Source organism: Leisingera sp. ABM4_060 (assembly GCF_056158765.1).
Window position 1 is genome coordinate 667,403 of sequence record NZ_JBSWTX010000001.1, and the last position, 25,320, is coordinate 692,722.

Consider the following 25,320-nt stretch of genomic DNA (forward strand, 5'->3'; position numbering starts at 1 on the left):
AAACCAGATTTTAGGAGTGTCCCCATGACCGACCATCTGACCGTTGTTGATCACCCGCTTGTGCAGCACAAGCTGACCCTGATGCGGGACAAGGGGACCTCGACCCAGGGCTTCCGCCGCCTGCTGCGCGAAATCACCCAGCTGCTGGCCTATGAAATCACCCGCGAAATGCCGCTGACCACCACCACCATCGACACCCCGATGGAGGAAATGGAAGCGCCAATCCTGGCGGGCAAGAAAATGGCGCTGGTGTCGATCCTGCGCGCGGGCAACGGCATGCTGGACGGGGTGCTGGAACTGGTGCCCTCGGCCCGCGTCGGCTTTGTCGGCCTCTACCGCGACGAGGAAACCCTGAAACCGGTGCAATATTACTTCAAGGCGCCGGAAGGGCTGAAGGACCGTCTGGTGATCGCTGTTGACCCGATGCTGGCCACCGGCAACAGCTCGGCCGCCGCCATCGACCTGCTGAAGGAGGCCGGCGCTACCGACATCCGCTTCCTCTGCCTGCTGGCCGCCCCCGAGGGCGTTGAGCGTATGAAAGAGGCGCATCCGGATGTGCCGATCGTCACCGCCTCGCTGGACCGCCAGCTGAATGAGAAGGGCTATATCCTGCCGGGCCTCGGAGATGCCGGCGACCGGATGTTCGGCACCAAGTGATCCATGGCCGGCCAAGGCGCCGCACAGCGCCTTGGCTTCTGCTCCGGATATGAGCGCAAATTAGTTCCAATTGGCGCAAAAACTGCCCGGTTGCTGCCTTATTGTTGCCGCGGAATCTTTACTCACAGGCAAGAGTTGGGCATCCTGCCCCCATATTTCGTGGGGCGCAGGAATGAAAATAACTAGAATTATTGCACTGGCCATCATCGCGGGGACTACAGGCGCAGCAGGTATACAGGCACAAACCCTGCGCCCGACAAGCCCGCCAGCCGAATATCCTCCGGCGTCTTTCAAGGGGCGCCAATTCGTGGACAGCCGCGGCTGTGTCTATGTCCGGGCGGGCATCGACGGCAATGTGACCTGGGTGCCGCGGGTGACCCGCTCGCGCAAGCAGGTTTGCGGGTTTGAACCAACCAAACTGGCAGGTACGACCCGGCAGCGGCAAACGGCGCCGCCGCCGGAGCTGATCACGCTGGAACCCAGCCAGCAGCCCGCGCAGACAACTGCGGCCAAACCGGCGCCCGCTGCGCCGGCCGCGGCGAAACCCGCCGCCGCTGCCGGCGCAGCACCCAAGGTGGTCACCACCGCAAAACCGCGCCGCACCCGGCAATCCACCTCCGCCGCTCCGGCACCCGCTGCCCCGGCGCCCAAGCCCGCAGCCAAGAAAGTTGTCCGGGTAACACCCAAGCCAGCGCCCGCGCCAGCTCCGGCAGCCCCCGCTCAGGCACCTGCAGCTGATGGCTGCGAAGGCCTGTCGGAGATCAGCCGCCAGTACACCAATGCAACCGGCGCGCGCTGCGGTCCGCAGGCCGCCTCGCCGGTCACCTACGGCGGCCAGGATGTCGGCCCGCAGTCGTCGCTGCGGCTGACACCGAACACCCGCATCGTGCAAAAGCACATCCACCAGGACCGCCGTCTCAGCAACAGTTTCACCGTGCCGGCAGGCTACCGCCCGGTCTGGACCGACGGCCGCCTCAACCCGCAGCGGGCCGAACGCACGGCGCGCCCGGCGGTGGTGACCAGCTTTGCTCAGGCGCCCTCCGGCTATCAGACGGTTCAGCGGACCGACAACCGCCTGAACCCGATGCGCGGTGTGCGCACGCCTGAGGGCGATGCGCAAATGGCGCAGATCTGGACCAACGGCGTGCCGCGCCGCCTGGTTGAGCTGCCGCTGGACCGGCCCGCGGTGACTCTCCCGCGCGAGGCCCGCTACAGCCCGTCCGAGGCAGAGGCCCCGGCGGCACTGCGGCTGTCCACCCGCTCGGCGCCGGATGCGCCCGCGCCCGAACAGGCGGCAGCGGCGCGCTATGTCCGTGCTGCGACCTTTGAGGATGCCGCCCAGGCACAGGCCGCCGCCCGCAAGCTGGCCGGCACTGGCCTGCCGGTGCGTCTTGGCACCCTCAGCCGCAAGGGGCAGCCTTACAAGGTGGTCCTCGCAGGCCCGTTCCATAGCAACGCACAGGCTGCGGCAGCGCTGAGCGCGGTGCAGGGGGCAGGGTTCTCCGGCGCTAGGATCAGCAAGTGATCCAGAGGGGGGGCTGTATAGGTCCTTCCAGTCTCTCTTCACACGGTATCTCAAACCCGGCCCAGGCGGATGCAGGGCCGGGTTTCGTCTGTCTGGTGCAGTGGCAAATCCTGCTTCGGTTCGGCTGCGGCCTCTTGACAGGCGCTGGAAAGTGATTAGTTAGCCTTCCATACCAAGTGGAGGCCGCATGACCCTGGCGCAACTGATCGAACTGGCACACCGCCATGCCCACCGGCATTGGGCCCGGGACGGGGGGCGGATCGGACTCAGCCACAGCGAGTACGAATACCTGCGTGCCATCAAGGATCAGGAAGCCAGGAAGACCTGCAAAGAAGACCACGGCCAGCACCTGCAGGACGTGGTTGCGGATCTGGGCGTCAAGAAGGCCTCGGCCAGCGCCATGGTTGTCAAGCTGACCGAACGCGGGCTGGTGGAGCGGTTGCCCTGCCGCTACGACGCCCGGGCCCAGCACATCCTGCTGACCCAAGCCGGGCAGGAAATGCTGAAGACAGGCGAGGAGATGTACCAGGCGGCGGCCAGGAGTTTCCTGTCGGAAGCCTCCGGCCTGGACGGCCCGGCGCTGGAAGCTGCACTGGCAAAAGCCGCCGGACCGGGCTGAGGGGCGGCATTCATTTGAGTAAAAAAGTAAGTCAAGCTAACTAACTAAAGAGACTCTGGAAGGAACACACGCATGAGTTTTGAACTTGTTCTGATGGGAACCGCGCTGCATCTGCTGATCTGGGATAAGCTGCCGGAGTGGGGGACCTGGTTCAACGGGCTGCTGGCACTGCTGCCGCGGCCGCTGCAGGCGCTTTACGAGCAATGGCATTGCCCCTATTGCGCCGGTTTCTGGATCGCGCTGGCGCTGCATGCGCTGACCGGGATCTGGACCATTGCTGCGCTGGCGCAGCTGTCTGGCGGCCTGGGCCTTGCTGCGGTGCCGCTGGCCTGGTTCCTGGATGCGCTGGCCACCGCAACGCTGATCTATGCTTCCGTGATCGCGCTGAAGGCCATCGGCCTGCCCGCGATGAAGGCGCACATGATGGAAGCTGAATTCAAGCAAGCGGAATTCGACAGGCAGAAAGGCTAGCCGGCCTGGCCTCCGGCAGCCGGCCGCAGAGGACTGCGGGCCGGCGGCCTAACCGCAGATGTTCTGCAGCTGCACCCAGTCGCGGTCGTTCAGCACCGGCTCCAGCTCGCGCCCGGCCATCGGGTCCGCCTCGATCAGCCCCAGCACCGTCTCGCCGGTGATGTCCAGCGCATAGGCGTAAGGGGAGGAGGGCAGGGCGGCGCGGGCAAACTCAGCCAGCAGCACGCTGTCCGGCAGGTCCGGGCGCGGGCTGGCCAGGGTGGCCTCGGAATAGGCATCCAGCGCCGGGCGGTCCAGCTCGCCGGTGGTCAGCAGCTTGAAAGTGGCCAGAAAACCGCCGGCCTCCAGCAGCTCTGCCATCGGGTCGCGGGCTTCGGCGCGGGCACGCTCGGCCAGGATCGCGCCCGCAGCCACCGCCGGATCCTCGAAATCCTCCACGAAGGACCGGTTCAAGAGCACGATGCCGCCGGGCAGATGCAGGCTGCCGGGGATCCCTGAGCGCAGCACCGCCAGCTGCCGCACACCGGTGCGCTGCGCCAGTTTGGCAAGGATCGGCGCCGCCTCAGGCGTCGCGCAGGCGGGCCCCGAGACCCGCTCGATCCGCCCCAGCAGCGCCTGGCCGATGGCTTTGCGCTTGATGTCGGGCACCACGCTGACCGCATGGCGGGTCACGGCGCCGGGCAGCCAGAAAACCGACAGGGCCAGAACCAGCGCCAATGTCCCAAGGATGCTCACTGCCCGCAGCCGTCCCGGCCGCGCCCGCGACCGGCCGATGGCCTTTTGCACCCGGGCAATGGCCTCCAGCATGGCGGTTTCATCCTGGGCGATCTCCAGCGTTTCGCCAGGGTCGCCATCGGGGTGGAACAGGGCCGGGAACTCGCCGGGGTTGGCCCGTTCGACCGCGGCCAGCGACCAATGCGCCAGCGGGCGGTCGTTCATGCCGGAAATGGTCAGCGTCGCATCGCCCAGCGAGATGATCACATCCCGCCGCTGCGTTTCCGGATCTGCGCGCCACAGGCCCGCAGCCTCCAGCCGCTCGAATTCCTTCAATGCCGTCATGCAGCCAGCCCGGCCCCCATCCTTTTTTGTTGGAGACAGAATAATCACATAAAACAGGGGCGGCAATTTGCTTGCCGCCCCGAAATGCCGTTTCGCCGTGAAAAGTTACAAGGACTTGGCGATTTTCCTCAGTTCAAACTTCTGGATCTTGCCGGTCGAGGTCTTGGGCAGCTCCTGGAACACCACTTTCTTGGGCGCCTTGAAGCCTGCCAGCGTTTCCCGGCTGAAGGCGATCAGCGCCGCCGCGTCTTCCTTGGCACCCGGTTTCAGTTCGACAAAGGCGCAAGGCACCTCGCCCCATTTCTCATCCGGCATCGCCGCCACCGCGGCCAGCAGCACATCGGGGTGCGCCATCAGCACCCCCTCGACCTCAACCGAAGAGATGTTTTCGCCGCCCGAGATGATGATGTCTTTGGCCCGGTCTGCAATCTGGATGTAACCATCAGCATGCTGCACAGCCAGGTCGCCGGAGTTGAAATAGCCGCCTTTGAAGGCCTCGGCAGTGGCTTCCGGATTCTTCAGATAGCCCTTCATCACCACATTGCCGCGCAGGCCGATCTCACCCTGGCTCTCGCCGTCCATCGGCAGCACATTGTGCTCGCTGTCGCGCACAACCACCGGCTCCAGCATCGGCATGGCAACACCCTGGCGCGCCTTCTTGCCGGCAATGCCTGCCTTGTCCAGCCCGTCCCACTCATCGGCTTTCCAATAGCATTCGGTGACATGGCCGAAGGTCTCGGTCAGGCCGTAGACATGGGTGACGTTGAAACCCAGATCCTCGATCTTGGACAAGGTCGCCGGCGCAGGCGGGGCGCCGGCGGTGAAGACCTCGACGGTGTGATCGAATGTCCGGCGCTCTTCGGCCAGCGCGTTGACGATCATGTTCAGCACGATCGGCGCGCCGCCGAAATGGCTGACGCCCTCATAGTGGATGGCGTTGTAGATGTTCTGCGCAGTGATGTCGCGGCAGCAGACCAGGGTGCCGCCCACCACCGGCATCATCCAGGTGTGGTTCCAGCCGTTGCAGTGGAACAGCGGCACGATGGTCAGATAGACCGGATGCAGGGTCATCCGCCAGGAGATCACCGTTCCGGTGGTCATCAGGTAAGCGCCGCGGTGATGATAGACCACGCCCTTGGGCCGCCCGGTGGTGCCGGAGGTATAGTTCAGCGCCAGGCTTTCCCATTCATCTTCCGGCATGATCCAGTCAAATGCGGGATCGCCGCTGGCCAGCAGCGTCTCATATTCCATGTGGCGGCCGGTGGCGTGCCAGCTGGCCTGGTCATCCGCCACTTCGATCAGGACGGGAGCGGGACCTTCCATCTCTTCTACCGCGGCCTCGGCCAGTTCCAGGAACTGCGGATCCACCAGCACCGCCTTGGCTTCTCCATGGTCGAAAATATAGGCAACCGTGCCCACATCCAGCCGGGTGTTGATGGTGTTCAGCACCGCGCCGCAGGCGGGCACGCCGAAATGCGCCTCGGCCTGTGCCGGGATGTTCGGCAGCAATGTGGCGACCACATCGCCGGGCTTTACCCCCAGTTTGACCAGGCCAGAGGCCAGCCGGCTGCAGCGCTCGTGGTACTCGCCATAGGTCTTGCGGTGCTTGCCGTAAACCACCGCCAGATGATCCGGGAACACCTGCGCCGCGCGCTGCAGATGGCTGAGCGGCGTCAGCGGCACATAATTCGCGGCGGTCTTCTCCAGACCGGTTTCATCCGCCATCCACCCCATCAGTTTCCTCCCCTGAATCACTTTGGTGTCGTTTAGAGAACAGATATTGCGGAAAGTTGCGGGCAATGGAAAGCCTATGAAACAAACAGCTGTTCTTTCTGCCGCAAACGGCTCAAACACTGCCGCAGCTCAGTCCATGGTCGCGGCGATGGTCATCATCGGCATGACCGACAACGCGGTGCCGGCCATGGCGGAGCATATCGGACTCGGTCAGTTCTATATCCTGCGCACCGTGGTGGCGCTGCCGCTGTTGTGGCTGATGGCGCGGGCCGGTCTTGGCGGCATGGCGCCGCGGCGTGTCTGGCCCGTAACCCTGCGGGCGATGCTGCTGGCGGTGTCGATGGTGTTTTATTTCTCGGCCGTCGCTCTGATGCCGATTGCCCAGGCGCTGGCCGGGCTGTTCACCTCGCCGATCATGATCGTGGTGATCTCGGTGCTGTTTTTGCGGATGCGGATCGGCTGGGTGCGGATCGCTGCGGTTGCCGCCGGTTTCCTGGGGGTGCTGCTGGTGCTGCAGCCGGATCCCGCGGATTTCGACTGGCTGATCCTGCTGCCAGTGGCAGGGGGGCTGTTCTATGCGCTTGGCTCCATCGCCACGGGCCGCATGTGCCAGGGCGAAAGCACAGTTGCCATGCTGTTTGCCTATCTGCTGGTGCAGGCCTTGTTTGGCGGGCTGGCACTGGCCGGGCTGGAGCTCTGGCCGCAGCCGGTGCCGGAGGGGTTCATCACCCGCAGCTGGGTCTGGCCGCTTTGGGAGATCTGGCATCTGGTGCTGCTGCAGGGCTTTGCTGCGGTGGGCGGGGTGTTCCTGATCACCAAGGCCTATCAACTGGGTGAGGCGTCTTTTGTGTCGGTGTTCGAATATTCGGTGATGATTGTCGGCCCGGGTTTCGCCTGGCTGGTCTTCGGCCAGGCGCTGGATTTCTGGCAGGTGCTGGGAATCGGCCTGATCATCGCAGCAGGCTCGACCATCGCTTTGCGGTCAAAGTAACGGGGAAGGGCGCTGCCCCGCAGGTTTGAAGGACGAGGGGCGCTGCCCCTCTTGGCCCTGGCGGGCCAATTCACCCCGGAGTATTTTGAACCAGAAAGAAGCGGGAAGGCGCAGGTTTTCCTCTTGCCGGAAATATCCCCGCCGGAGGCATGCGCTATCAGGCGCATTCCTCATGTTTCTTTCCTGCCTTCAATCTCCTAGGGTCGGGGCATGATCCTGTCGCTGGGCCGCAAATACGTCTTTATCCATATCCCCAAGACCGGCGGCACGGCGCTGGCGCTGGCGCTGGAGGCGCGCGCCATGGCAGATGACATGATGCTGGGCGACACCCCCAAAGCCCTGCGCCGCCGCCGCCGCCTGAAAGAGGCTGCGGCGCGCGGGCGGCTCTGGAAACACTCCACGCTGGCTGACATCGGCGGGCTGGTGCCGGACGAGGCGCTGCGCGGGCTGTTTGCCTTTACCCTGGTGCGCAACCCCTGGGACCGGGCGGTGAGCTATTACCACTGGCTGCGCGGGCAGGCCTTCAGCCATCCGGCCATCGGATTGGCGCAGGACCTGGAGTTCCGCGCCTTTGTGCAGCACCCGCAGATCATCGCGGCCTTCCGCGGCAGCCCGGCCTCCAGCTACTTGCGCCATGCGGACGGGCGCGAACAGTGCAGCCTGTACATCCGGCTGGAGCATTTTCAGCAGGACGCCAAGCCTTTGTTCGATCATCTGGGCTTCACGCTGGATTTGCCGCGGGTCAATGAAACCGAGCGGGAACGGGATTGGCGGCCCTATTACGACGAGGCCGCCGCCGGAGCGATTGCCGCGGCCTGCGCCGCCGATATCGCTCAATTTGAATACTCTTTTAACAATTCGGTTCTATCCCGGTGACATGAACGGTGATTTTGCGCAGCCTTGGCCGGGTAATCCGGCCAATCTTGCACAGATTGGCACTGTTGCGTGAACAATGACCGGTTCTTGCCGCAATTCAGCGCCCATGCTGCCGCAGTTTTGAAGCATTAACCATAATTGCCTGGGGCCTCGCCGCCTCGGCCGCAGGAAAGGACACCGGATGCTGGATTGGCTCCTGAAACGCTCGCAGATGCCGCAAGGACGGGCAATGAACAGCGGTTTTCCTCTGGTTTCCGCGGGGCAGGGCGGGTTTCTGGCAGGCACCCATGTAGCCTCCAACCTCGGCTGGCGCGAGGTTGAGGCGCTGGCGGTTGGCGACAAGGTGCTGACTTTTGACCATGGTATGCAGCCGATCGTGGAACTGCAGCGTGAAACCATCGTGCCGGGCGAGGGCGAGCTGGACCCGGCCCGCTGCCCGCTTCTGGTGCCGCGCGACGCGCTGATGAACCGGGTGCCTCTGTGGCTGATGCCGGATCAGGGCGTGCTGTTGGAAAGCGAACTGGTAGAGGATGCCCAGGGCGATCCCTTTGCTGTGGTGCCCGCCTGCACGCTGGAAGGCTACCGCGGCATCCGCCGGATGCACCCCGGAGCGCAGCTCGATCTGATCACGCCGCGGTTTGCCCAGGACCAGGTGATTTATCTTGAGGCCGGCATGCTGGGCTTTTCCGCCGCGCCGCGCAACCTGATGTGCGGCCGGGTCTTCAACGAGGAAAGCGCCTACCGCGTCCTGCCGCCGGAAGAGGCGCGCGGGCTGGTGCTGTCGATGATCGCCGAGGAAGAGTTCCTGCCGGCGCAGACCGGGGCAGAGACCGCGCGTCCCTCTGTCTCCATGTAGATGAGCTTTGAGCGGCAAGTTGTTGTTGAACAAAGAAAAGACCAGCCGCTGATGGCTGGCCTTCTGTATGACCGGCGCCCCTAGGCCGCCACGGATTGCTCCGGGGCAAAACGGCGGTAGAAGCTCTGGCCTTTCTCCGCCATCTCCCGCAGCAGCGCCGGGCAGGCGAAGCGCTCTCCGTGTTCGGCCGCCAGCGCATCGCAGCGCTCTGCCGCATAGGGCGTGCCCAGGATGTCCAGCCAGCTGAGCGGCCCGCCGGACCAGGGCGCAAAGCCCCAGGCCAGAATGGCGCCTACGTCGCCCTCGCGGATGTCTTCCAGAACACCTTCCTCCAGCGCGCGCACGGCTTCCAGCACCTGCGCGAACATCAGACGTTCCTGCACCTCGATCAGATCGGGCTGTTCGGCAGCCAGCGGGTATTTCTCCTGCACGCCTTTCCAGTATTCGATGCGCTTGCCCTTCTCATCGTAGTCGAAGAACCCCGCATTGGCCTTGCGCCCCAGACGGCCCTCATCCTCCATCCAGAAGATCAGATCATCCGCCGGGCTTTCCGGGTAGGCCTCACCCATCGCCGCCTTGGTGGCGCGGGCAATCTTGGCGCCCAGATCAATCGAGGTTTCATCCGTCAGCTGCACCGGTCCCACCGGGAAGCCCAGCTGCCGCGCGGCGTTGTCGATCAGGACGGGCGAGACGCCCTCGGTGATCATCCGCATGCCTTCGTTGATGTAAGGAATAATGCAGCGGTTGGCGTAGAAGAAGCGCGCATCATTGACCACGATCGGCGTCTTGCGGATCTGGCGCACGTAATCCAGCGCCTTGGCCACCGCCCGGCTGCCGGTCTCCTTGCCCTTGATGATCTCCACCAGCAGCATCTTCTCAACCGGCGAGAAGAAGTGGATACCGATGAACTGTTCCGGCCGGCTGGACGCCTTGGCCAGTTCCGTGATCGGCAGGGTGGAGGTGTTGGAGGCAAAGATGCAGTCCTCAGGGATGATCGCCTCGACCTTTCGGGTCATCTCGGCCTTGACGCCCGGGTCTTCGAACACCGCCTCGATGATCAGGTCGCAGCCCTTCAGCGCCTCCAGATCAGGCGTTGCGGTGATCTGAGCCAGCAGCGCCTCTTTCTTGTCCTCGGTTGCCTTGCCGCGTTTAATGCCCCTGTCCATATAGGCGGCGGAGTAGGCCTTGCCCTTGTCGGCGGCCTCCTGGTCGCGGTCGATCAGCACGACCTCCATTCCTGCCCGCGCGGATACCAGCGCGATGCCAGCACCCATCATGCCCGCGCCCAGAACGCCGATTTTCTTCACCGACTGGTCCGGCACGTCCTTGGGCCGCACGGCACCTTTCTCCAGCGCCTGTTTGTTCAAAAACAGGCTGCGGATCATCGCCGAGGAGGAGGGGTTCATCAGGATCGAGGTGAAATGCCGCGCCTCGATCCTCAGCGCGGTGTCGAAATCAACCAGCGCGCCCTCATAGATAGAGGACAGCAGTGCCTTGGCCGCCGGAAACGCGCCCTGGGTCTTGCCGTTCACCATGGCAGAGGCGCCGACAAAGGTCATGAAGCCAGCTGGGTGATAGGGAGCGCCGCCCGGCATTTTGTAGCCCTTGGCGTCCCAGGGTTTGACCAGATCGGCGTCTTTGGCGTTCAGCACCCAGTCCCTGGCCGCGGCAACCGGATCATCCTCCACGGCGTCGATCAGCTGCGCACCTTTGGCCTTCTTCGGGTCCATCATCTTGCCTTCAAGCAGGACAGGCGCCGCCGCCATCGCACCCACCATGCGGGAGTACCGCGTGGTGCCGCCGCCGCCGGGGAAGATTCCGATCATGATCTCCGGCAGGCCGATCTTGGCCTTAGGGTTCGAGGTCATCACCCGATGGTGGCAGGCCAGCGCAATCTCGGTGCCGATGCCGGCGCAGGTGCCGTTGATGGCACAGGCCACCGGCTTGCCGCCCTTTTTGGTCTTGGGGTCCATGCCGGCGAGTTCCAGTTTGCGCAGAATGCGGTGGCCGCCCATAGTGAAATCAAACAGCCCCTGGGCCGGGTTATCGCCGGATTCCTCGCGGATGGTGGCCAGCACGTTCAAATCCATGCCGCCGGCAAAGTCCTTCTTGCCGCTGGTGATGACGATGCCCTTGACACCCTCGTCCGCCAGCGCCCGATCCACGTATTCCTCCACCAGGCCAAAGGCCTCGCGGGTGAGGACATTCATGGACTTGCCGATCGCGTCCCAGGTGATGATTGCGACGCCGTCTGCGTCCACGTCGTATTTGAAATCGCTCATGTGTCTTCTCCGGTCTGGTCAGCCGTCAACGGGCTGCCGTCCTTGCGGGTGAAGGTGAAGTCGCCGCCCGCGAACCTCACCATCATGTCCAAATCGCTGTAATAGCCGGTCTCGGTTGCGGTGCGGGTACCCACCACCAGAAAGGCCGCGGGCTTGTCCGAACGGTTCACCAGATGGTGACCGTTCTCCTCGCCGGCTGGAAAGGCGGCGCAGTCCCCCGGCAGCATCTCCTGCGCGCCCTGATCGTCGATCAGCGTGCAGATGCCTTCGGTCACCATCACGAACTCATCCTGCTCCATGTGGTAGTGGCGCAGGGAAGAGGCCGCGCCCGGCTCGAGCCGCACCATGTTGACCCCGTATTGCGTCAGCCCGCCGGGGTCACCCAAAGGTTGCACGCTGCGGCCGGCGCAAGGCTCAGCCAGTTTTCCGGGATAGCCGGAGCCGGTGCGCCAGGGCAATTGGGATAGGTCCAGCTTCGGCATCACACCCTCTCAATCATGGTGGCCGCGCCCATGCCCGATGCGATGCACAGGGTGGCGAGGCCCGTTTCCTTGTCCTGCCGCTCCAGCTCATCCAGCAGCGTGCCAATGATGATCGCCCCGGTGGCGCCCAGCGGGTGGCCCATGGCGATGGAGCCGCCGTTGACGTTGACCAGCTCCGGATCGACGTCAAACGCCTGCTGGAAGCGCAGCACGACGGATGCAAAGGCTTCGTTCACCTCAAACAGATCAATGTCACCGATGGCCATGCCGGTATCCGCCAGGATCTTCTCGGTCACCGGCACCGGGCCGGTCAGCATGATGGTCGGGTCGGTGCCGATCTTGGCAGTCGCCTTGATCCGCGCCCGCGGCTTCAGCCCGTGGCGTTCACCAAACTCCTTGTTGCCGATCAGCAGCGCCGCAGCGCCATCCACGATGCCGGAAGAGTTGCCCGCATGATGAATGTGATTGATCCGCTCCAGATGCGGGTATTTCAGCATGGCGACCTTATCAAAGCCGGGCATCTGCTCGCCCATCATCTGGAACGCCGGGTTCAGCGAGCCAAGCGCCTGCATGTCAGTGCCGGGGCGCATGTATTCGTCATGAGCCAGGATCGGCAGGCCATTCTGGTCGGTGACGGTGATTACTGATTTGTCGAACCGCTTCTCTTCCCAGGCCTTGGCGGCCCGGCGCTGGCTCTCCATCGCCAAAGCGTCCGCCTGATCGCGGCTGAAGCCGTATTCCGTGGCGATAATGTCGGCAGAGATACCCTGCGGCACGAAGTAGGTCTCCATCGCGAGGCTCGGGTCCACCGCAATCGCCGCGCCGTCGCTGCCCATGGCAACCCGGCCCATCATCTCAACACCGCCCGCGATATAGCCATCGCCCGCGCCGCCCTTCACCTGGTTCGCGGCCAGGTTCACCGCTTCCATGCCAGAGGCGCAGAAGCGGTTGATCGCCAGGCCCGGAATGCGCTCATCCAGATCGGAGGCCAGCACGGCAGAGCGCGCCAGGCAGCCGCCCTGTTCCATCACCTGGGTCACGTTGCCCCAGATCACATCCTCGACGGCGTGGCCCTCCAGGTTGTTGCGTGCTTTGATCGCGTTCAGCGTCAAGGCCGACAGGCGCACCGAGGTCACCTCATGCAAGGCGCCATCCTTGCGCCCCTTGCCCCGCGGCGTGCGCAAAGCGTCATAAATATAGGCTTCGGTCATGTGTCTTCTCCTCAAGCGCGGTCCGACGGGTTGCCGGGCATCAGGTCATAGGGGTGTTTCCAGCCAGGCTGTGAACTGATCCGGGTGAGCCAGGCGTCGATATTGGGCCACTCGGCGCGGTCAAAGCCAAAGGGCTCCGGATAATAGAGATAGCTGCAGCAGCTGATGTCGGCATTGGTGAGGCCATCGCCCACGATCCACCCACGCCCCTGCAAATGGTTCTCCAGAGTGGCATAGGCAGCCTTCAATCGGCCCTGCATGAAAGCAACAACTTCGGCAGAGCGGTGCTTCTCTGGCAGAAAGTTGATCAGGAAACGGGTCATGCCTGCCTGGCTGGACATCTTGTGATTGTCCCACAGCACCCAGCGCAGAACTTCGTATTTGTCTTCCGGCGCGCCGCCGAACTTGCCGGTCTTGTCGGTGATATACTGCTGGATCGCGCCCGACTGGCTCAGTGTCAGATCGCCGTCCGCCAGCACCGGCGCCTCGGCCATAGCGGAAAACTCCCGGAACTCAGGGGTGCGCGCCGCGCCGCCGAAGAAATCGACAAAGACAGGCTCCCACGCCAGGCCCGAAAGTTCCAGTGCAAGCGCGGCCTTGTAGGAGTTGCCGCTTTCACCGAAGCAATGAAGTTTGATGGTCATCTGGTGTTCCCTGTTTCTGCTGTTGGAGCGGGGGTTTCACACCCCCGCACCCCCGTGGAGTATTTTTGGAAAGATGAAAGAGTTTTAAGGTTTGTTAGGGTTAATGTCCGCAAAATGGCGGTGCGGGACAGGCTGGAGAGCCGATGGCCGCGAAAGGTGAAACCCTGCCTCGATAAATCCGATAGCCAAGCGGTAAGGCGGGGCAGGGTGGACCTGCTCTTTTCATCTTTCTCCAAATACTCCCGCCGGAGGCATCCCGGCCTTGCTGTCTGCGCTGCCGCCCCTTGTGTCACAGCGCCCTCGCAATCAGCTCTTTCATGATCTCATTGGTGCCGCCGTAGATCCGCTGCACCCTTGCGTCGGCCCACATTTCTCCCACCGCGTAATCCTGCATGTAGCCGTAGCCGCCATGCAGCTGCAGGCACTCATCCAGCACCTCGCCCTGGGTATCGGTCAGCCAGTATTTCGCCATCGCCGCTTTCTCGACGGTCAGCGCGCCTTGCAGATGCTCGGCGATGCATTCGTCCAGAAAGGCCCGTGCAACGCGGGTTTTGGTCAGGCATTCCGCCAGTTTGAAGCGGGTGTTCTGGAATTGCGTCAGCGGCCCGCCAAAGGCCTCGCGCTCCTTGCAATAGGCGATGGTGCGGTCCACCGCGCCTTCCATCGCGCCGACCGCGCCGCAGGCGATGATCAGCCGCTCCTGCGGCAGCTGCTGCATCATCTGGTAGAACCCCTGGCCCTCGGCGCCGCCCAGGATGTTCTCCGGCGGGATCTCCACATCGCTGAAGAACAGCTCGGAGGTGTCCGCCGCGTGGCAGCCGATCTTGTCGAGGTTTCGGCCGCGGCTGAAGCCTTCGGCGCCATCGGTTTCGACCGCAACGAGCGATACCCCCTTGGCGCCTGCTGACGGGTCGGTCTTGGCTGCCACCAGGATCAGGTTGGCGTGCTGGCCGTTGGTGATGAAGGTTTTCTGACCCGACAACCGGTAAGCGTTGCCGTCGCGCACAGCCTTGGTCTTGATGGCCTGCACGTCCGAGCCGGTGGAGGGCTCGGTCATTGCCAGGGCGCCGACCAGTTCACCCGTCACCATCTTCGGCAGCCAGCGCTGTTTTTGCTCCTCGGTGCCATAGGCGAGGATGTAATGCGCCACAATGCCGGAGTGAATGCCATGGCCCCAGCTGGCCAGATTGGCGCGGCTGCCTTCCATAAGGATCACTGCTTCGTGGCCGAAATCGCCGCCGGCACCACCGTAGGCCTCGGGCACAGAGGGGCAGAGCAGGCCCAGATCGCCCGCCTGAGACCAGGTCTCCCGGTCCATCATGCCCTGCTTGCGCCAGGCCTCGAACCTGGGCGCCCATTCATTGCTGATGAACTGAGCGGTCATCCCGGCGAGCATCTGGTGCTCATCCGTCATCCATGCGGAACGCGTGCTGGTCATGGCTCTCCCTTGGTGCCCTTTGGGGCTTACCTCTTGCGGGCCTCCAGCTCGGCGTTGAACAGCCGCAGCCGGTGGCCCAGGTTTTCGTGATCGGTCACGCTGTCGAAGTTCTCGAACAGGAACGACAGCGCCTCTCCCTCATCCAGCCCGGCCTCATGGGCAAAGCGCTTGAGCCTGCGGTAGCCGTCTTCGGTCATGGCGATCGGCAGGCGGCGGGTCAGGCGGAAACGTTTCGGCATATCTGGTCCTCAAAATGTCAAAGGCACCGGCCGGGGCTGGAACCGGGCGCCCGGGGAAGGGCGCCCGATGGCGTCAGAAGGCGTCTGCGTCCAGCGCCATCACCGCATCTGCGCCGCTTTCGATGCGGGCCAGGTGCAGTTTGGTCGCGGGCAGCCGCCGTGCCATATAGTACCGGCCGGTTACGAGTTTCGTCTCATAGAACGCCGCGTCAGGCGACCCCGCGTCAAGCGCTTCCTGCGCCGCCTTGCCCATCTTTGCCCACATCAGGCCCAGGCAAACCTGCCCGAACAGATGCATAAAGTCGTAAGAGCCCGCCAGCGCGTGGTTGGGATCCTTCATGCCGTTCTGCATGAAGAACATGCCCGCCGCCTGCAGATCCTTGGAGGCGGCCTTCAGGGGATCAATGAAATCCTTGCTGAAAGCCTCTGAAACATCCTTGTTTTCCTGGCAGAAGCTTTTCACCTGGTCAAAGAACGCCAGCACGTATTTGCCGCCATGCTGGCCCAGCTTGCGGCCCACCAGGTCCAGCGCCTGCACGCCGTTGGCGCCCTCGTAGATCATTGCGATGCGGGCGTCGCGGGTGTATTGCGACATGCCCCATTCCTCGATGTAGCCATGGCCGCCATAGACCTGCTGCGCCTGCACGGTCATGTCGTAGCCCTGATCGGTCAGGAAGCCCTTGATCACCGGGGTCATCAGCGAGATCAGACCGTCGGCGTCCTTGTCACCGGCGCGGTGGGCCTGGTCAATAAGCGTGGCGCCCCACAGGAGGAACGCGCGCGCACCTTCGGTAAAGCTTTTCTGGTCCATCAGCGAGCGGCGGATGTCCGGATGCACGATCAGCGGATCGGCCGGGCCGTCCGGGTTCTTGGCGCCGGTGACGTCGCGGCCCTGCAGCCGGTCCTTGGCATAGACTGCCGCGTTCTGATAGGCGGCCTCGGCCTGCGCCAGGCCTTGCATGCCCACGCCCAGACGCGCCTCGTTCATCATGGTGAACATGGCGCGCATGCCCTTGTGCTCTTCACCCAGGAGATACCCGGTGGCGCCGTCATAGTTCATCACGCAGGTGGAGTTGCCGTGGATGCCCATCTTTTCTTCGATCTTGCCGACGGCAACGCCGTTGCGCTCGCCCAGAGACCCATCCGCATTCACCAGGTACTTCGGCACGATGAACAGCGACACACCCTTGATGCCGTCCGGGCCGCCGGGGATCTTGGCCAAGACCAGATGCACGATGTTCTCCGCCATGTCGTGCTCACCGGCGGAGATGAAGATCTTCTGGCCCGAGACCTTGTAGCTGCCATCGCCCTGCGGTTCGGCCTTGGTGCGCATCAGGCCCAGGTCGGTGCCGCAATGGGGCTCGGTCAGGTTCATGGTGCCGGTCCATTGGCAGCTGACCATTTTGGGCAGATAGGTGGCCTTCTGCGCCTCGGTGCCATGCGCCAGAATGGCCGAGGCCGCGCCATGGGTCAGCCCCTGGTACATGGTAAAGGCCTGGTTAGCGGCCGAGAAGAACTCTCCCACCGCGGTGCCGACCACATAGGGCATGTTCTGGCCGCCGAAGGCCTCCGGCATGTCGATGCCCGGCCAGCCGCCCTCTTTCATCTGCTCGAAGGCTTGCCGGAACCCCGCGGGCGTATAGACCACACCGTTCTCCAGCCGGCAGCCCTCGGTGTCGCCCACCGCATTCAGCGGATGCAGCACTTCGCTGGCCACCTTGCCGGCTTCTTCCAGCACCGCCCCGGTGAAGTCCCGCTCCAGCTCGCTGTATCCGGGCGTATCGCTCTCGGAGACCTTCAGCACGTCGTGCAGGATGAACTGGGCGTCTTTGGCAGGGGCTGTGTAGGCTGGCATCTCGGTCCTCGTCGGGTTTCTTGTTTCAGGTCGTCTGCCGGGGCAGGGCAGCCTATTCGGCGGCTTTCTCTCCGGCCTTCATCGAGGCGATCATCTTCTCGCCCCAGGCCAGCTGCTCCTTCAGGTCTTCGATGGCTTCCGTCAGCTCCTCGCGCTGGCGTTCCATATCGGCGAGCCGCTCCTGGGCGATCTCATAGGTCTTGGTCAGTTGGGTCAGCCGCTGTTCGTCCACATGGTAAAGGTCCAGCAGCTGACGGATCTCCTCCAGGCTGAAACCGAACCGCTTGCCGCGCAGGATCAGCTTCAGCCGGGCGCGGTCGCGCTTGGTGAACAGCCGTTTCTGGCCTTCGCGGATCGGGAACAGCAGTTCCTTGGCCTCGTAGAACCGGAGGGTGCGCGGGGTCACGTCAAAGGCCTCGCACATTTCCCGGATGGTCATGGTCTCGTTGGTCATCGTCGTTACTCTTACGGCTTGGTGCAAAGACAAGCTGTGCGCAGGGCGGCCAGCTTGCAAGACTGACTTTACGTTTACGTAAGTTGTACGTCACGTCACTTTCGAAACTGTGAGAGGTTCGCAAAACGCACATAAAGTGACGCAACGTAACGCTGTCTCCGCCCGCAAAACCGGCGGCTCCCGCAGCAGGGGAGACCTGGGATTTGGCTTGGGATCAGGCGAATCCAGCTGCCCCAGCCACAACAGAAAACCCCGCCTCAACGGGCGGGGCTGCATGTCCGGAAACGGGGGGCTGGACTACTTCAGCAGCGCCCGGGTGCTTTCGCGCAGCGCGCTCAGCTCTTCGATGGCTTCGTTGATCTGCTCGCGCTGTTTTTCCAGTTCCACCAGCTGCCGGTCGGCCATTTCCATAAAGGCATGGTTCTGGGCGTTGTTGCCCTCTTCCTCATAGATCAAGAGCCACTGGCGGATCTCTTCCAGCTGAAAGCCGAACTTGCGCCCGCGCAGGATCAGCTTCATCCGGGCACGCTCGCGCGCACCGTAAAACCGCGACCGGCCTTCGCGGTCCGGCTGCAGCAATTCGATGTATTCATAGTAGCGCAGCGTCCGCGGCGTGACCTCGAACTCGGCGCACATTTCCTTGAATGACAATCTGTTGTCGGCCATCCATCTTCTCCCTTGCCGGGAACCTATGCACTTGCAGCGAACATGGCAACCTCCCGCGGCGGCACACTTGCGCTCGGGCCATGCCAGGGCCAAAGATGAGGCAGACAATCCGAAGGGACAGCCAAATGGCCGACAAGACAGAGTTCGCGCGCCAGTTCATCGAAGCCATCCCCCATGCCAAGCAATTGGGCATGAAGCTGACCGCGCTGGGCGACGGCACGGCCGAGATCCGCATGGGATATGACGAGAAGCTGGTGGGCGACCCGGCCACCGGGGTGATCCACGGCGGCGCGGTTTCCGCTCTGATGGACACCTGCTGCGGCGCCGCGGTGATGGCGCATCCTTCGGCGCCCGGCGGCACCGCCACCATCGACCTGCGCATCGACTACATGCGCCCCGCAACCCCGGGGCAGGCGATCACCACCCGCGCCACCTGCCACCAGATCACCCGCACCGTTGCCTTTGTCCGCGCCGTGGCCATGGACGAGGACGAAGACCGCCCCGTCGCCACAGCATCCGGCGCCTTTACCGTGGAGAGCAAGTTTTGAGCCGCCCCCGTCCCGAACCCATGCAGGTGGTCAAGCAGCGCCGCGATGCCGCGCTGTCGGCGCTGGTCGACTCGGTTCCTTATATCCGCTTCCTGAACGTGACCTTTGACCGCCGCGGCGATGAGCTGACGGCGCAGCTGAACTTCGATGACAAGCTGATCGGCAATCCTTTCCTGCCTGCAATCCACGGCGGGGTGACAGCCGCCTTCCTGGAAATCACCGCGATGATCACGCTCAACTGGTCGCACCTGTGGCCGCGCATCGAAAGCGGCGCGCTTGATCCAGCGGAAATGGCCAAGGGCAACCTGCCGCGCCAGCCCAAGACCATCGATTTCACCGTCGACTACCTGCGCTCCGGCCTGCCGCGCGACGCCTATGCGCGGGCGCGGGTGAACCGGTCAGGGCGCCGCTATGCCTCGGTGCATGTGGAGGCCTGGCAGGATCACAAGGACAAGCTCTTTGCCCAGGCCACCGGCCATTTCCTGATGCCGCAGGACCAGAACGGCGAAGGCTGAGCACATGACCAGCGCAGATACGGACATCACCCACAAACGGGTGCTCAAGATCGCTTTGCCGATTGTGCTGTCGAATGCGACGGTGCCCATACTGGGCGCCGTGGACACTGGCGTCGTGGGGCAGATGGGCGAGGCCGCTCCGATCGGCGCCGTCGGCATCGGTGCGGTGATCCTGGCCACCATTTACTGGATCTTCGGCTTCCTGCGCATGGGCACCACCGGCCTCGCCGCTCAGGCCCGCGGGGCCGGGGACTGGGCGGAAACCGGCGCTCTCCTGATGCGCGGCCTGCTCTTGGCCTTTGCCGCAGGCGCCGTTTTCATCCTCGCGCAATCGGCCGTATTCTGGGGCGCCTTTGCGCTGGCGCCGGCCAGTGCCGCAGTCGAGGGGCTCGCCCGCGACTATCTGGAAATCCGCATCTGGGGGGCGCCTGCCACGATCGGGCTTTACGCCGTCACCGGCTGGCTGATCGCAGTCGAGCGCACCCGCGGGGTGTTCCTGCTGCAGGTCTGGATGAACGGGCTGAACATCGCGCTTGACCTGTGGTTCGTGCTCGGCCTCGGCTGGGGTGTCGAAGGCGTCGCCACGGCGACGCTGATTGCCGAATGGACCGGGCTGGCTTTGGGCCTGTATCTCTGCCGCGATGCTTTTGCAGGCGATCAATGGCGCGACTGGGGGAGGGTCTTCGACCGGGCCCGGCTCAAGCGGATGATGCAGGTCAATGGCGACATCATGGTGCGCTCGGTGCTGCTGACCGGCTCCTTCACCACCTTCCTGTTCATCGGCTCCGGTGTGGGGGACGTGAACCTTGCCGCCAATCAGATCCTGCTGCAATTTGTCGAGATCACCGCCTTTGCGCTGGACGGTTTTGCATTCTCCGCCGAGGCACTGGTCGGCGGTGCAGTCGGGGCAAAGGCCCGCAAGGACCTGCGCCGGGCCTCGGTAATCACCTCGCAATGGGGTGTTGGCGGTGCGGTGCTGCTGGGGATCGCCTTTGCCTTTGGCGGCCCTTGGCTGATCGACCTGATGTCCACCTCTCCCGAAGTGCGCGAGGCGGGCCGGATGTTCCTGATCTGGGCTGTGGTGATGCCTGCGCTCAGCGTGGCCAGCTACATGTTCGACGGTATCTATATCGGTGCCACCTGGACCCGCGACATGCGGTGGGCGATGCTGCAATCGGTGGCCATTTACGTGGCGGCGCTGCTGGTTCTGGTGCCGGCCTTTGGCAACCACGGGCTATGGGCTGCGCTGATTGTGCTGAACATCGCCCGCGGCGTGACGCTGGGCCTGCGCTACCCGCGGCTGGAGGCGCAGGTCGGCACCTGAACCCGCCGGAATTCTGCGAGAATTCCGGCCCGTTTTCCGGCGCGGAAAACCGGTGCTTTGCACCGCAAAAATCCTCGCAGGATTTTTGGCCGTTTCCCGCGCCGGGAAACGGGGCCCGTTACAGCAGCGCCTCGATCGCCTCGGTCGGGCGGCCAATCACCGCCTTGCCGTCCTTGATGGCAATCGGGCGCTCGATCAGGATCGGATGCTCCGCCATCGCTGCCAGCAGCGCGTCCTCGGCGCTGTCCTTGGAAAGGCTCAGCTCCTTGAAGACCTTCTCGCCAGTCCGCATCATCTCAACCGCGGACACACCAAGCGCGGCCTGAACCGCCTTCAGCTCTTCAACAGAGGGCGCCTCTTCCAGATAGGCCCGCGTCTGCACTTCTGCGCCGCGCTCCTCGATCAGCGCCAGGCCTGCGCGGGATTTTGAGCATTTCGGGTAATGCCAATAGGTGATCACAGCCAATCCTTCCGTTTGCTTCCAACCGCTTGCGAGACGGTGTCAAACCCGTCCTGCGCCAGCAACGCGTCCAGTCCGCGGGCAATATCGCCCGCCAGCGACAACCCGCCATAGACCATCGCGGTGTAAAACTGCACCGCAGAAGCCCCAGCACAGATCTTGGCATAGGCCTGCTCCGCCGAGCTGATGCCGCCGACGCCGACCAGCGGCACCTTGCCGTCCAAAAGCTCCGACAGCTGCGCCAGAACCCGGGTGGATTTCTCAAACAGCGGCGCGCCGGACAGCCCGCCGGCCTCGCCCTTGTGGGCGCTGCGTAATCCGTCGCGCGACAGGGTGGTGTTGGTGGCAATCACCGCGTCGATGCCGGTTTCAACGGCGACAGCGGCAATGTCCTCAATCCCCTCACGGTCCAGATCCGGGGCGATCTTGAGGAACACCGGCACCCGGCGGCTGAGGCCCTCGCGGGTCTCGATCACACCTGACAGCAAAGCAGACAAAGCCGCCTTGCCCTGCAGATCGCGCAGTTTCTCGGTGTTGGGGGAGGACACATTGACGGTGGCAAAATCCAAATGCGCGCCGCAGTGGGCTAGCACTTTGGCGAAATCCGCGGCACGGTCCCCGCTGTCCTTGTTTGCGCCGAGGTTCAGCCCGATCACGGCATCGCGCGGCCGCTGCGCCAGCCGGGCGCCGATTGCCTCCATGCCCTCGTTGTTGAAGCCAAAGCGGTTGATCGCGGCCTTGTCCTCGGTCAGGCGGAACAGGCGCGGCTTGGGGTTGCCGGGCTGCGGGCGCGGCGTCGCCGCGCCGACCTCGATAAAGCCGAAGCCGGATTTTGACAGCGGCGCCAGCGCCTCGGCGTTCTTGTCAAAGCCTGCGGCAAGGCCAACAGGGTTCGGCAGCTCAATTCCTGCCAGCGAGGTCTTCAGCCGCGCGGAGGTCACCGGGCCGGGCGCCGGCGTCAAACCCATCGTCAGCGCCTTGACCGACAGCCCATGCGCGGCCTCAGGATCCAGCTTGTGCAGGGCGGCCAGCGCCAGCTTTTCGGTCAGCTTCATACCATTTCCTCCGGGAACTGGTGCGCGCCGCCCGCCAGCGGCAGCGGCTTGGACCAGACAACATCGCTCAGGCGGATGTTGCGGTAGAGATGCGGGAACTCGGCGCCGCCGCGGGAGACCTCCCACTTCAGGTATTCCCCCATCGCGCCGGCATCGCAGGCCAGCAGGGTCAGCCCCTCAGCGCCGGCAAAATGCTTGGCGGCAGTCTCGGCTGCCTGAGTTGCAGTGGAGAAATGGACAAAGCCGTCCGCCACATCAATTGGCGCGCCTTGGGTTTCGCCCGCCGCCTGCAAAGCGGCCCATTCGTCCGCCCGGAAAATCTTGTAAATCAGCATGAGCGCCTGATGCCCTGCGTTTGCTGATGAATCAAGGGGGATTGGCCCGCGCCCGGGTTTTGGCAGGCGGACCGGGGCAGGCCCGTTGACGCTGGGAGAGGCCGCAGACCCGCTTTTCCCCTTTGACGGGCACGGCCGTTGCGCGCACCATCAGGCCAAAACAACGGGAGCAAATCTCATGATCGCGCGGATTCTTTCACCGGTTGCAGCCCTGGCCCTGACCGCCAGCGCCGCGGCAGCGGAGTACACACTCACCATCCTGCACACCAACGACTTCCATTCCCGGTTCGAGCCGATCAACAAATACGACAGCGCCTGCGACGCGGAGGACCAGGCCGAAGGCAAATGTTTCGGCGGCACCGCCCGGCTGGTGACGGCCATTGCCGCGGCGCGGGCGCGGGCCGGGAATTCGATCCTGGTTGATGGCGGCGACCAGTTCCAGGGCTCGCTGTTCTACACCTATTACAAGGGCAAGGCCGCGGCCGAGTTCATGAACAAGCTGGGCTATGACGGGATGACCGTGGGCAACCATGAATTCGACGACGGGCCGGAGGTGCTGCGCGGGTTCATGGATGCGGTGGGCTTTCCGGTCTTGATGTCCAACGCGGATGTGTCGGCGGAGCCGGCCTTGGCCGGGGTGCTGAGGAAATCCGCGGTGATCACCCGCGGCGGCGCGCGGATCGGCCTCATTGGCCTGACCCCTGAGGACATGCATGAACTTGCCAGCCCGGGCGGGCACGTCACGTTTTCCGATCCGGTGGCAGCGGTGCAGGCCGAAGTCGACCGGCTGACGGCGGATGGGGTGAACAAGATCATCGTGCTCAGCCATTCGGGCTATGGCGTCGACCAGAAAGTGGCGGCGCAGACCTCCGGCGTCGATGTGATCGTTGGCGGCCATACCAACACCTACCTGTCCAATGTCTCTGACAAGGCCGCGGGGCCGTATCCAACCATCGTCAACGGGGTGCCGATCGTGCAGGCCTACGCCTATGGCAAGTTCCTGGGTGAGCTGAACGTGACATTTGATGATGCGGGCAATGTTGTCAACGCCACGGGGGAGCCGCTGATCATGGATGCGGGCGTCTCTGAAGATGCGGGCACGCTGCACCGGATTGCCGAGCTGGCGCAGCCTTTGGATGAGATCCGCAACAAGGTGGTGGCTGAAACCGCTGCCGCCATTGAAGGGGACCGTGCGGTTTGCCGGGTGCAGGAATGCCAGATGGGCAACCTGGTGGCGGATGCGATGCTGGACCGGGTGAGGGATCAGGGTGTGACCATTGCCATCGCCAATTCCGGTGGCATCCGCGCCAGCCTGGATGCAGGCGCGGTGACCATGGGCGAGGTGCTGACCGTGCTGCCGTTCCAGAACACGCTCTCGACCTTTGAAATCAAGGGGGAGGTGCTGGTCGCGGCGCTGGAGAACGGGGTCAGCCAGGTGGAGGACGTGAAGGGCCGTTTTCCGCAGGTGGCGGGTTTGTCCTTCACCTGGGACGCGTCGGTTGCGCCCAATGCGGGGCGGATCCGCGAGGTGAGAGTGGCGGAGGGGGGCGGCTTTGTGCCGATTGACCCGCAGAAGACCTATCTGGTGGTCACCAACGACTATGTGCGCAACGGCGGCGATGGCTATGCGATGTTTGAAGGCGATGGCAGGAACGCCTATGACTTCGGGCCGGATGTGGCGGATGTGGTGGCAGAATATCTTGCGGCGCAAGGGGCTTACATGCCTTACACCGATGGGCGGATCAGCCGGTCTGAATAGGTCGCAATTGCTGTCCCAATGTTTCGCGCGCGAAACATTGGGACAGTGATGCTGACGCAATTTCTTCATAGATTATAAACCCTTGCTACGGGTTAGTTAATGCGGCTGGAAGGGCGTGCCGCCGGGTTTCCGGTTGACGGGTGCTGCGGATATTGATATTTAACAATTGTGTTAAATAATGATGCCAGGGAGGCTCTTGATGAAACTCCATGTCTTTCCGCCGTCGCCGAATTCCCGCAAGCTGCTGGTGGTCAGCAACCTGCTGGGGCTGGATCTGCCCCAGAACATTGTCGACCTGCAGGCCGGGGATCAGTTCAAGGAGGATCTGCTGGCGCTCAACCCCAATGCCAAGGTGCCGGTGCTGGAGGAGGAGGACGGCAGTTCTCTGTGGGAATCCAATGCGATCATCAACCGGCTGTGCACGGATCATGACACGCCGCTGTGGCCGCGCTCGACTGCGCGCTACGACATCATGCGCTGGCAGTTCTGGGAGGGGTGCCATTGGACGCCCGCCTGCAGCAAATTCATCTCGCGGCATTTCTTCGGGCGCGAGGACATTGATATGGCGGCGGCGGAAGCGGATTTTCACAAATACGCCAAGGTGCTGGACGGGCATCTGCAGGGGCGCGACTGGCTGGTGGGGGATCAGATGACTACGGCGGATGTCTCGGTCGGGGCAATCCTGTGCTACCGCGAGCCCTGCCGGTACCCGGTTCAGGGCTACAGCAATATCAACCGCTGGATTGCCCGGATCGAGGCGCTGGAGGCCTGGCAGATTGCCAACCCGGCGGCTGAGCAGGAGGGGGCAGCCTGACGCCCTGCAGGCTCCGGCGCGCCAGCGGCGGGGGCGCGCGTTTGCCCCCCGCTGCCGGGGCAAACGCTGCCTGGCCCTTGGCCAGGCTGATGCCTGCCGCAAAGGGTTTTACCTGCCGCGCCGCCATGGCAGAATGCGGGCCATGGACCATCCGCTGATCGACCTCATCAACGCCCGTATCGAAGCCGCCGAAAAGGACGGTGCCTTTGACAACCTCGAAGGCGCCGGCAAGCCGCTGCCGGACTGTGATGACCCGGAAAACGAGCTGGTCAACCGGTTGGTGCGCGAAAGCGGCGGGGTGCCGGAATTCGTGACCCTGTCGCGCGAATTGCAGCGGCTGCGGGCCGAGCTGCGCGAGGCCGGCGACCGCTGCCGCCGGCAGGAGATCCTGAAAGAGATGTCGATGATGGACGCCCGCATCGAGCTGGCGCGCAAGGCTTACACCAAGTAG

27 protein-coding genes are annotated in these 25,320 nt (G+C 63.9%); 13 read left to right on the forward strand and 14 right to left on the reverse strand.

The window, feature by feature from the left end:
- The first annotated feature begins 24 nt into the window (after positions 1–24).
- The 4 genes from upp (at position 25) to ACXAEH_RS03355 (ending at position 3,272) form a co-directional block, all read left to right on the forward strand.
- Positions 25–657 (forward strand): uracil phosphoribosyltransferase, encoded by a 633-nt coding sequence (gene upp / locus ACXAEH_RS03340; RefSeq protein WP_039130463.1) that lies wholly within the window; start codon positions 25–27, stop codon positions 655–657.
- 307 nt (positions 658–964) lie between these two features.
- A complete protein-coding gene (locus ACXAEH_RS03345) occupies positions 965–2,182 on the forward strand; it encodes an SPOR domain-containing protein (protein ID WP_475031070.1) in 1,218 nt (405 codons plus the stop codon).
- Between the two features lie 187 nt (positions 2,183–2,369).
- Positions 2,370–2,801 carry a MarR family winged helix-turn-helix transcriptional regulator gene (locus tag ACXAEH_RS03350; RefSeq protein ID WP_475031071.1) on the forward strand — a complete coding sequence of 144 codons (432 nt, stop codon included), beginning with the start codon at positions 2,370–2,372 and terminating at the stop codon, positions 2,799–2,801.
- A 72-nt stretch (positions 2,802–2,873) separates the two neighbouring features.
- Positions 2,874–3,272, forward strand: coding sequence for a hypothetical protein (locus ACXAEH_RS03355; protein WP_475031072.1), 399 nt, complete (start codon positions 2,874–2,876; stop codon positions 3,270–3,272).
- A 48-nt stretch (positions 3,273–3,320) separates the two neighbouring features.
- On the opposite strand, the gene ACXAEH_RS03360 is transcribed toward ACXAEH_RS03355, so the two are convergent.
- The gene (locus tag ACXAEH_RS03360) at positions 3,321–4,331 is read right to left on the reverse strand and encodes a hypothetical protein (protein ID WP_475031073.1); all 1,011 of its coding nucleotides are present in this window, start codon (positions 4,329–4,331) and stop codon (positions 3,321–3,323) included.
- Between the two features lie 105 nt (positions 4,332–4,436).
- The gene (locus ACXAEH_RS03365) at positions 4,437–6,065 is read right to left on the reverse strand and encodes an AMP-binding protein (RefSeq protein ID WP_475031074.1); all 1,629 of its coding nucleotides are present in this window, start codon (positions 6,063–6,065) and stop codon (positions 4,437–4,439) included.
- Between the two features lie 76 nt (positions 6,066–6,141).
- On the opposite strand from ACXAEH_RS03365, the gene ACXAEH_RS03370 reads away from it, so the two are divergent.
- The 3 genes from ACXAEH_RS03370 (at position 6,142) to ACXAEH_RS03380 (ending at position 8,788) form a co-directional block, all read left to right on the forward strand.
- The gene (locus ACXAEH_RS03370; RefSeq protein ID WP_475031075.1) at positions 6,142–7,056 is read left to right on the forward strand and encodes a DMT family transporter; all 915 of its coding nucleotides are present in this window, start codon (positions 6,142–6,144) and stop codon (positions 7,054–7,056) included.
- 210 nt (positions 7,057–7,266) lie between these two features.
- Positions 7,267–7,932 (forward strand): sulfotransferase family 2 domain-containing protein, encoded by a 666-nt coding sequence (locus tag ACXAEH_RS03375; protein WP_475031076.1) that lies wholly within the window; start codon positions 7,267–7,269, stop codon positions 7,930–7,932.
- Between the two features lie 181 nt (positions 7,933–8,113).
- Positions 8,114–8,788 (forward strand): Hint domain-containing protein, encoded by a 675-nt coding sequence (locus ACXAEH_RS03380; RefSeq protein WP_475031077.1) that lies wholly within the window; start codon positions 8,114–8,116, stop codon positions 8,786–8,788.
- Positions 8,789–8,868: 80 nt separating this feature from the next.
- Here the strand turns inward: ACXAEH_RS03380 and ACXAEH_RS03385 are convergent, their stop codons facing one another.
- The 9 genes from ACXAEH_RS03385 to ACXAEH_RS03425 all read right to left on the reverse strand — a co-directional run bounded on the left by ACXAEH_RS03385 (position 8,869) and on the right by ACXAEH_RS03425 (position 18,059).
- A complete protein-coding gene (locus ACXAEH_RS03385; RefSeq protein WP_475031078.1) occupies positions 8,869–11,070 on the reverse strand; it encodes a 3-hydroxyacyl-CoA dehydrogenase NAD-binding domain-containing protein in 2,202 nt (733 codons plus the stop codon).
- Positions 11,067–11,552: a cupin domain-containing protein gene (locus tag ACXAEH_RS03390; protein WP_475031079.1), complete on the reverse strand. Its 486-nt coding sequence runs from the start codon at positions 11,550–11,552 to the stop codon at positions 11,067–11,069. Before ACXAEH_RS03390 ends, ACXAEH_RS03385 begins: the two co-directional genes overlap by 4 nt.
- A complete protein-coding gene (locus ACXAEH_RS03395) occupies positions 11,552–12,763 on the reverse strand; it encodes an acetyl-CoA C-acetyltransferase (RefSeq protein ID WP_475031080.1) in 1,212 nt (403 codons plus the stop codon). The genes ACXAEH_RS03390 and ACXAEH_RS03395 overlap by 1 nt, the downstream gene beginning before the upstream one ends.
- 11 nt (positions 12,764–12,774) lie before the next feature.
- Positions 12,775–13,407: a glutathione S-transferase family protein gene (locus ACXAEH_RS03400; protein WP_475031081.1), complete on the reverse strand. Its 633-nt coding sequence runs from the start codon at positions 13,405–13,407 to the stop codon at positions 12,775–12,777.
- 289 nt (positions 13,408–13,696) lie between these two features.
- Complete coding sequence (locus ACXAEH_RS03405; protein ID WP_475031082.1) at positions 13,697–14,845, reverse strand: acyl-CoA dehydrogenase family protein; 1,149 nt, start codon at positions 14,843–14,845, stop codon at positions 13,697–13,699.
- Positions 14,846–14,871: 26 nt separating this feature from the next.
- On the reverse strand, positions 14,872–15,084 hold the full coding sequence (locus ACXAEH_RS03410; protein ID WP_039130431.1) for a hypothetical protein: 213 nt from the start codon (positions 15,082–15,084) through the stop codon (positions 14,872–14,874).
- A gap of 73 nt (positions 15,085–15,157) precedes the next feature.
- The gene (locus ACXAEH_RS03415; protein ID WP_475031083.1) at positions 15,158–16,939 is read right to left on the reverse strand and encodes an acyl-CoA dehydrogenase C-terminal domain-containing protein; all 1,782 of its coding nucleotides are present in this window, start codon (positions 16,937–16,939) and stop codon (positions 15,158–15,160) included.
- Between the two features lie 52 nt (positions 16,940–16,991).
- Positions 16,992–17,393, reverse strand: coding sequence for a MerR family transcriptional regulator (locus tag ACXAEH_RS03420; protein WP_475031084.1), 402 nt, complete (start codon positions 17,391–17,393; stop codon positions 16,992–16,994).
- Between the two features lie 297 nt (positions 17,394–17,690).
- Positions 17,691–18,059 (reverse strand): MerR family transcriptional regulator, encoded by a 369-nt coding sequence (locus ACXAEH_RS03425; protein ID WP_475031085.1) that lies wholly within the window; start codon positions 18,057–18,059, stop codon positions 17,691–17,693.
- Positions 18,060–18,184: 125 nt separating this feature from the next.
- Between ACXAEH_RS03425 and ACXAEH_RS03430 the strand changes: the two genes are divergently transcribed.
- From ACXAEH_RS03430 to ACXAEH_RS03440, 3 genes are read left to right on the forward strand one after another with little or no spacing between them, the layout of a single operon-like run.
- Positions 18,185–18,607: a PaaI family thioesterase gene (locus tag ACXAEH_RS03430; protein WP_475031086.1), complete on the forward strand. Its 423-nt coding sequence runs from the start codon at positions 18,185–18,187 to the stop codon at positions 18,605–18,607.
- On the forward strand, positions 18,604–19,122 hold the full coding sequence (locus ACXAEH_RS03435; protein WP_475031087.1) for a PaaI family thioesterase: 519 nt from the start codon (positions 18,604–18,606) through the stop codon (positions 19,120–19,122). Before ACXAEH_RS03430 ends, ACXAEH_RS03435 begins: the two co-directional genes overlap by 4 nt.
- A gap of 4 nt (positions 19,123–19,126) precedes the next feature.
- Entirely contained in the window at positions 19,127–20,446 is a 1,320-nt protein-coding gene (locus ACXAEH_RS03440) for an MATE family efflux transporter (RefSeq protein ID WP_475031088.1), read from the forward strand.
- Between the two features lie 118 nt (positions 20,447–20,564).
- On the opposite strand, the gene arsC is transcribed toward ACXAEH_RS03440, so the two are convergent.
- The 3 genes from arsC to ACXAEH_RS03455 are packed head-to-tail and all read right to left on the reverse strand — an operon-like array spanning position 20,565 to position 22,296.
- Entirely contained in the window at positions 20,565–20,906 is a 342-nt protein-coding gene (gene arsC / locus ACXAEH_RS03445; RefSeq protein WP_475031089.1) for an arsenate reductase (glutaredoxin), read from the reverse strand.
- Positions 20,903–21,961: a quinone-dependent dihydroorotate dehydrogenase gene (locus tag ACXAEH_RS03450; protein ID WP_475031090.1), complete on the reverse strand. Its 1,059-nt coding sequence runs from the start codon at positions 21,959–21,961 to the stop codon at positions 20,903–20,905. Before ACXAEH_RS03450 ends, arsC begins: the two co-directional genes overlap by 4 nt.
- Entirely contained in the window at positions 21,958–22,296 is a 339-nt protein-coding gene (locus ACXAEH_RS03455; RefSeq protein ID WP_475031091.1) for a DUF952 domain-containing protein, read from the reverse strand. The genes ACXAEH_RS03450 and ACXAEH_RS03455 overlap by 4 nt, the downstream gene beginning before the upstream one ends.
- Positions 22,297–22,474: 178 nt before the next feature.
- Between ACXAEH_RS03455 and ACXAEH_RS03460 the strand changes: the two genes are divergently transcribed.
- The 3 genes from ACXAEH_RS03460 (at position 22,475) to ACXAEH_RS03470 (ending at position 25,320) form a co-directional block, all read left to right on the forward strand.
- Positions 22,475–24,055: a bifunctional metallophosphatase/5'-nucleotidase gene (locus tag ACXAEH_RS03460; protein WP_475031092.1), complete on the forward strand. Its 1,581-nt coding sequence runs from the start codon at positions 22,475–22,477 to the stop codon at positions 24,053–24,055.
- A 199-nt stretch (positions 24,056–24,254) separates the two neighbouring features.
- Positions 24,255–24,869, forward strand: coding sequence for a glutathione S-transferase family protein (locus ACXAEH_RS03465; protein ID WP_475031093.1), 615 nt, complete (start codon positions 24,255–24,257; stop codon positions 24,867–24,869).
- Positions 24,870–25,011: 142 nt separating this feature from the next.
- Positions 25,012–25,320 carry a DnaJ family domain-containing protein gene (locus tag ACXAEH_RS03470; protein ID WP_475031094.1) on the forward strand — a complete coding sequence of 103 codons (309 nt, stop codon included), beginning with the start codon at positions 25,012–25,014 and terminating at the stop codon, positions 25,318–25,320.

Excerpts from the sequence above, each read along its gene's own strand:
- ACXAEH_RS03425 (WP_475031085.1), bottom strand. The coding sequence starts at position 18,059 with ATGGCCGACAACAGATTGTCATTCAAGGAAATGTGCGCCGAGTTCGAG.
- ACXAEH_RS03440 (WP_475031088.1), top strand. The coding sequence starts at position 19,127 with ATGACCAGCGCAGATACGGACATCACCCACAAACGGGTGCTCAAGATC.
- ACXAEH_RS03400 (WP_475031081.1), bottom strand. The coding sequence starts at position 13,407 with ATGACCATCAAACTTCATTGCTTCGGTGAAAGCGGCAACTCCTACAAG.
- upp (WP_039130463.1), top strand. The coding sequence starts at position 25 with ATGACCGACCATCTGACCGTTGTTGATCACCCGCTTGTGCAGCACAAG.
- ACXAEH_RS03455 (WP_475031091.1), bottom strand. The coding sequence starts at position 22,296 with ATGCTGATTTACAAGATTTTCCGGGCGGACGAATGGGCCGCTTTGCAG.
- ACXAEH_RS03465 (WP_475031093.1), top strand. The coding sequence starts at position 24,255 with ATGAAACTCCATGTCTTTCCGCCGTCGCCGAATTCCCGCAAGCTGCTG.
- ACXAEH_RS03370 (WP_475031075.1), top strand. The coding sequence starts at position 6,142 with ATGAAACAAACAGCTGTTCTTTCTGCCGCAAACGGCTCAAACACTGCC.
- ACXAEH_RS03360 (WP_475031073.1), bottom strand. The coding sequence starts at position 4,331 with ATGACGGCATTGAAGGAATTCGAGCGGCTGGAGGCTGCGGGCCTGTGG.
- ACXAEH_RS03420 (WP_475031084.1), bottom strand. The coding sequence starts at position 17,393 with ATGACCAACGAGACCATGACCATCCGGGAAATGTGCGAGGCCTTTGAC.
- ACXAEH_RS03385 (WP_475031078.1), bottom strand. The coding sequence starts at position 11,070 with ATGAGCGATTTCAAATACGACGTGGACGCAGACGGCGTCGCAATCATC.
- ACXAEH_RS03470 (WP_475031094.1), top strand. The coding sequence starts at position 25,012 with ATGGACCATCCGCTGATCGACCTCATCAACGCCCGTATCGAAGCCGCC.
- ACXAEH_RS03365 (WP_475031074.1), bottom strand. The coding sequence starts at position 6,065 with ATGGGGTGGATGGCGGATGAAACCGGTCTGGAGAAGACCGCCGCGAAT.
- ACXAEH_RS03430 (WP_475031086.1), top strand. The coding sequence starts at position 18,185 with ATGGCCGACAAGACAGAGTTCGCGCGCCAGTTCATCGAAGCCATCCCC.
- ACXAEH_RS03415 (WP_475031083.1), bottom strand. The coding sequence starts at position 16,939 with ATGCCAGCCTACACAGCCCCTGCCAAAGACGCCCAGTTCATCCTGCAC.
- ACXAEH_RS03450 (WP_475031090.1), bottom strand. The coding sequence starts at position 21,961 with ATGAAGCTGACCGAAAAGCTGGCGCTGGCCGCCCTGCACAAGCTGGAT.
- ACXAEH_RS03380 (WP_475031077.1), top strand. The coding sequence starts at position 8,114 with ATGCTGGATTGGCTCCTGAAACGCTCGCAGATGCCGCAAGGACGGGCA.
- ACXAEH_RS03410 (WP_039130431.1), bottom strand. The coding sequence starts at position 15,084 with ATGCCGAAACGTTTCCGCCTGACCCGCCGCCTGCCGATCGCCATGACC.
- ACXAEH_RS03395 (WP_475031080.1), bottom strand. The coding sequence starts at position 12,763 with ATGACCGAAGCCTATATTTATGACGCTTTGCGCACGCCGCGGGGCAAG.
- ACXAEH_RS03405 (WP_475031082.1), bottom strand. The coding sequence starts at position 14,845 with ATGACCAGCACGCGTTCCGCATGGATGACGGATGAGCACCAGATGCTC.
- ACXAEH_RS03375 (WP_475031076.1), top strand. The coding sequence starts at position 7,267 with ATGATCCTGTCGCTGGGCCGCAAATACGTCTTTATCCATATCCCCAAG.
- ACXAEH_RS03460 (WP_475031092.1), top strand. The coding sequence starts at position 22,475 with ATGATCGCGCGGATTCTTTCACCGGTTGCAGCCCTGGCCCTGACCGCC.
- ACXAEH_RS03350 (WP_475031071.1), top strand. The coding sequence starts at position 2,370 with ATGACCCTGGCGCAACTGATCGAACTGGCACACCGCCATGCCCACCGG.
- ACXAEH_RS03390 (WP_475031079.1), bottom strand. The coding sequence starts at position 11,552 with ATGCCGAAGCTGGACCTATCCCAATTGCCCTGGCGCACCGGCTCCGGC.
- ACXAEH_RS03355 (WP_475031072.1), top strand. The coding sequence starts at position 2,874 with ATGAGTTTTGAACTTGTTCTGATGGGAACCGCGCTGCATCTGCTGATC.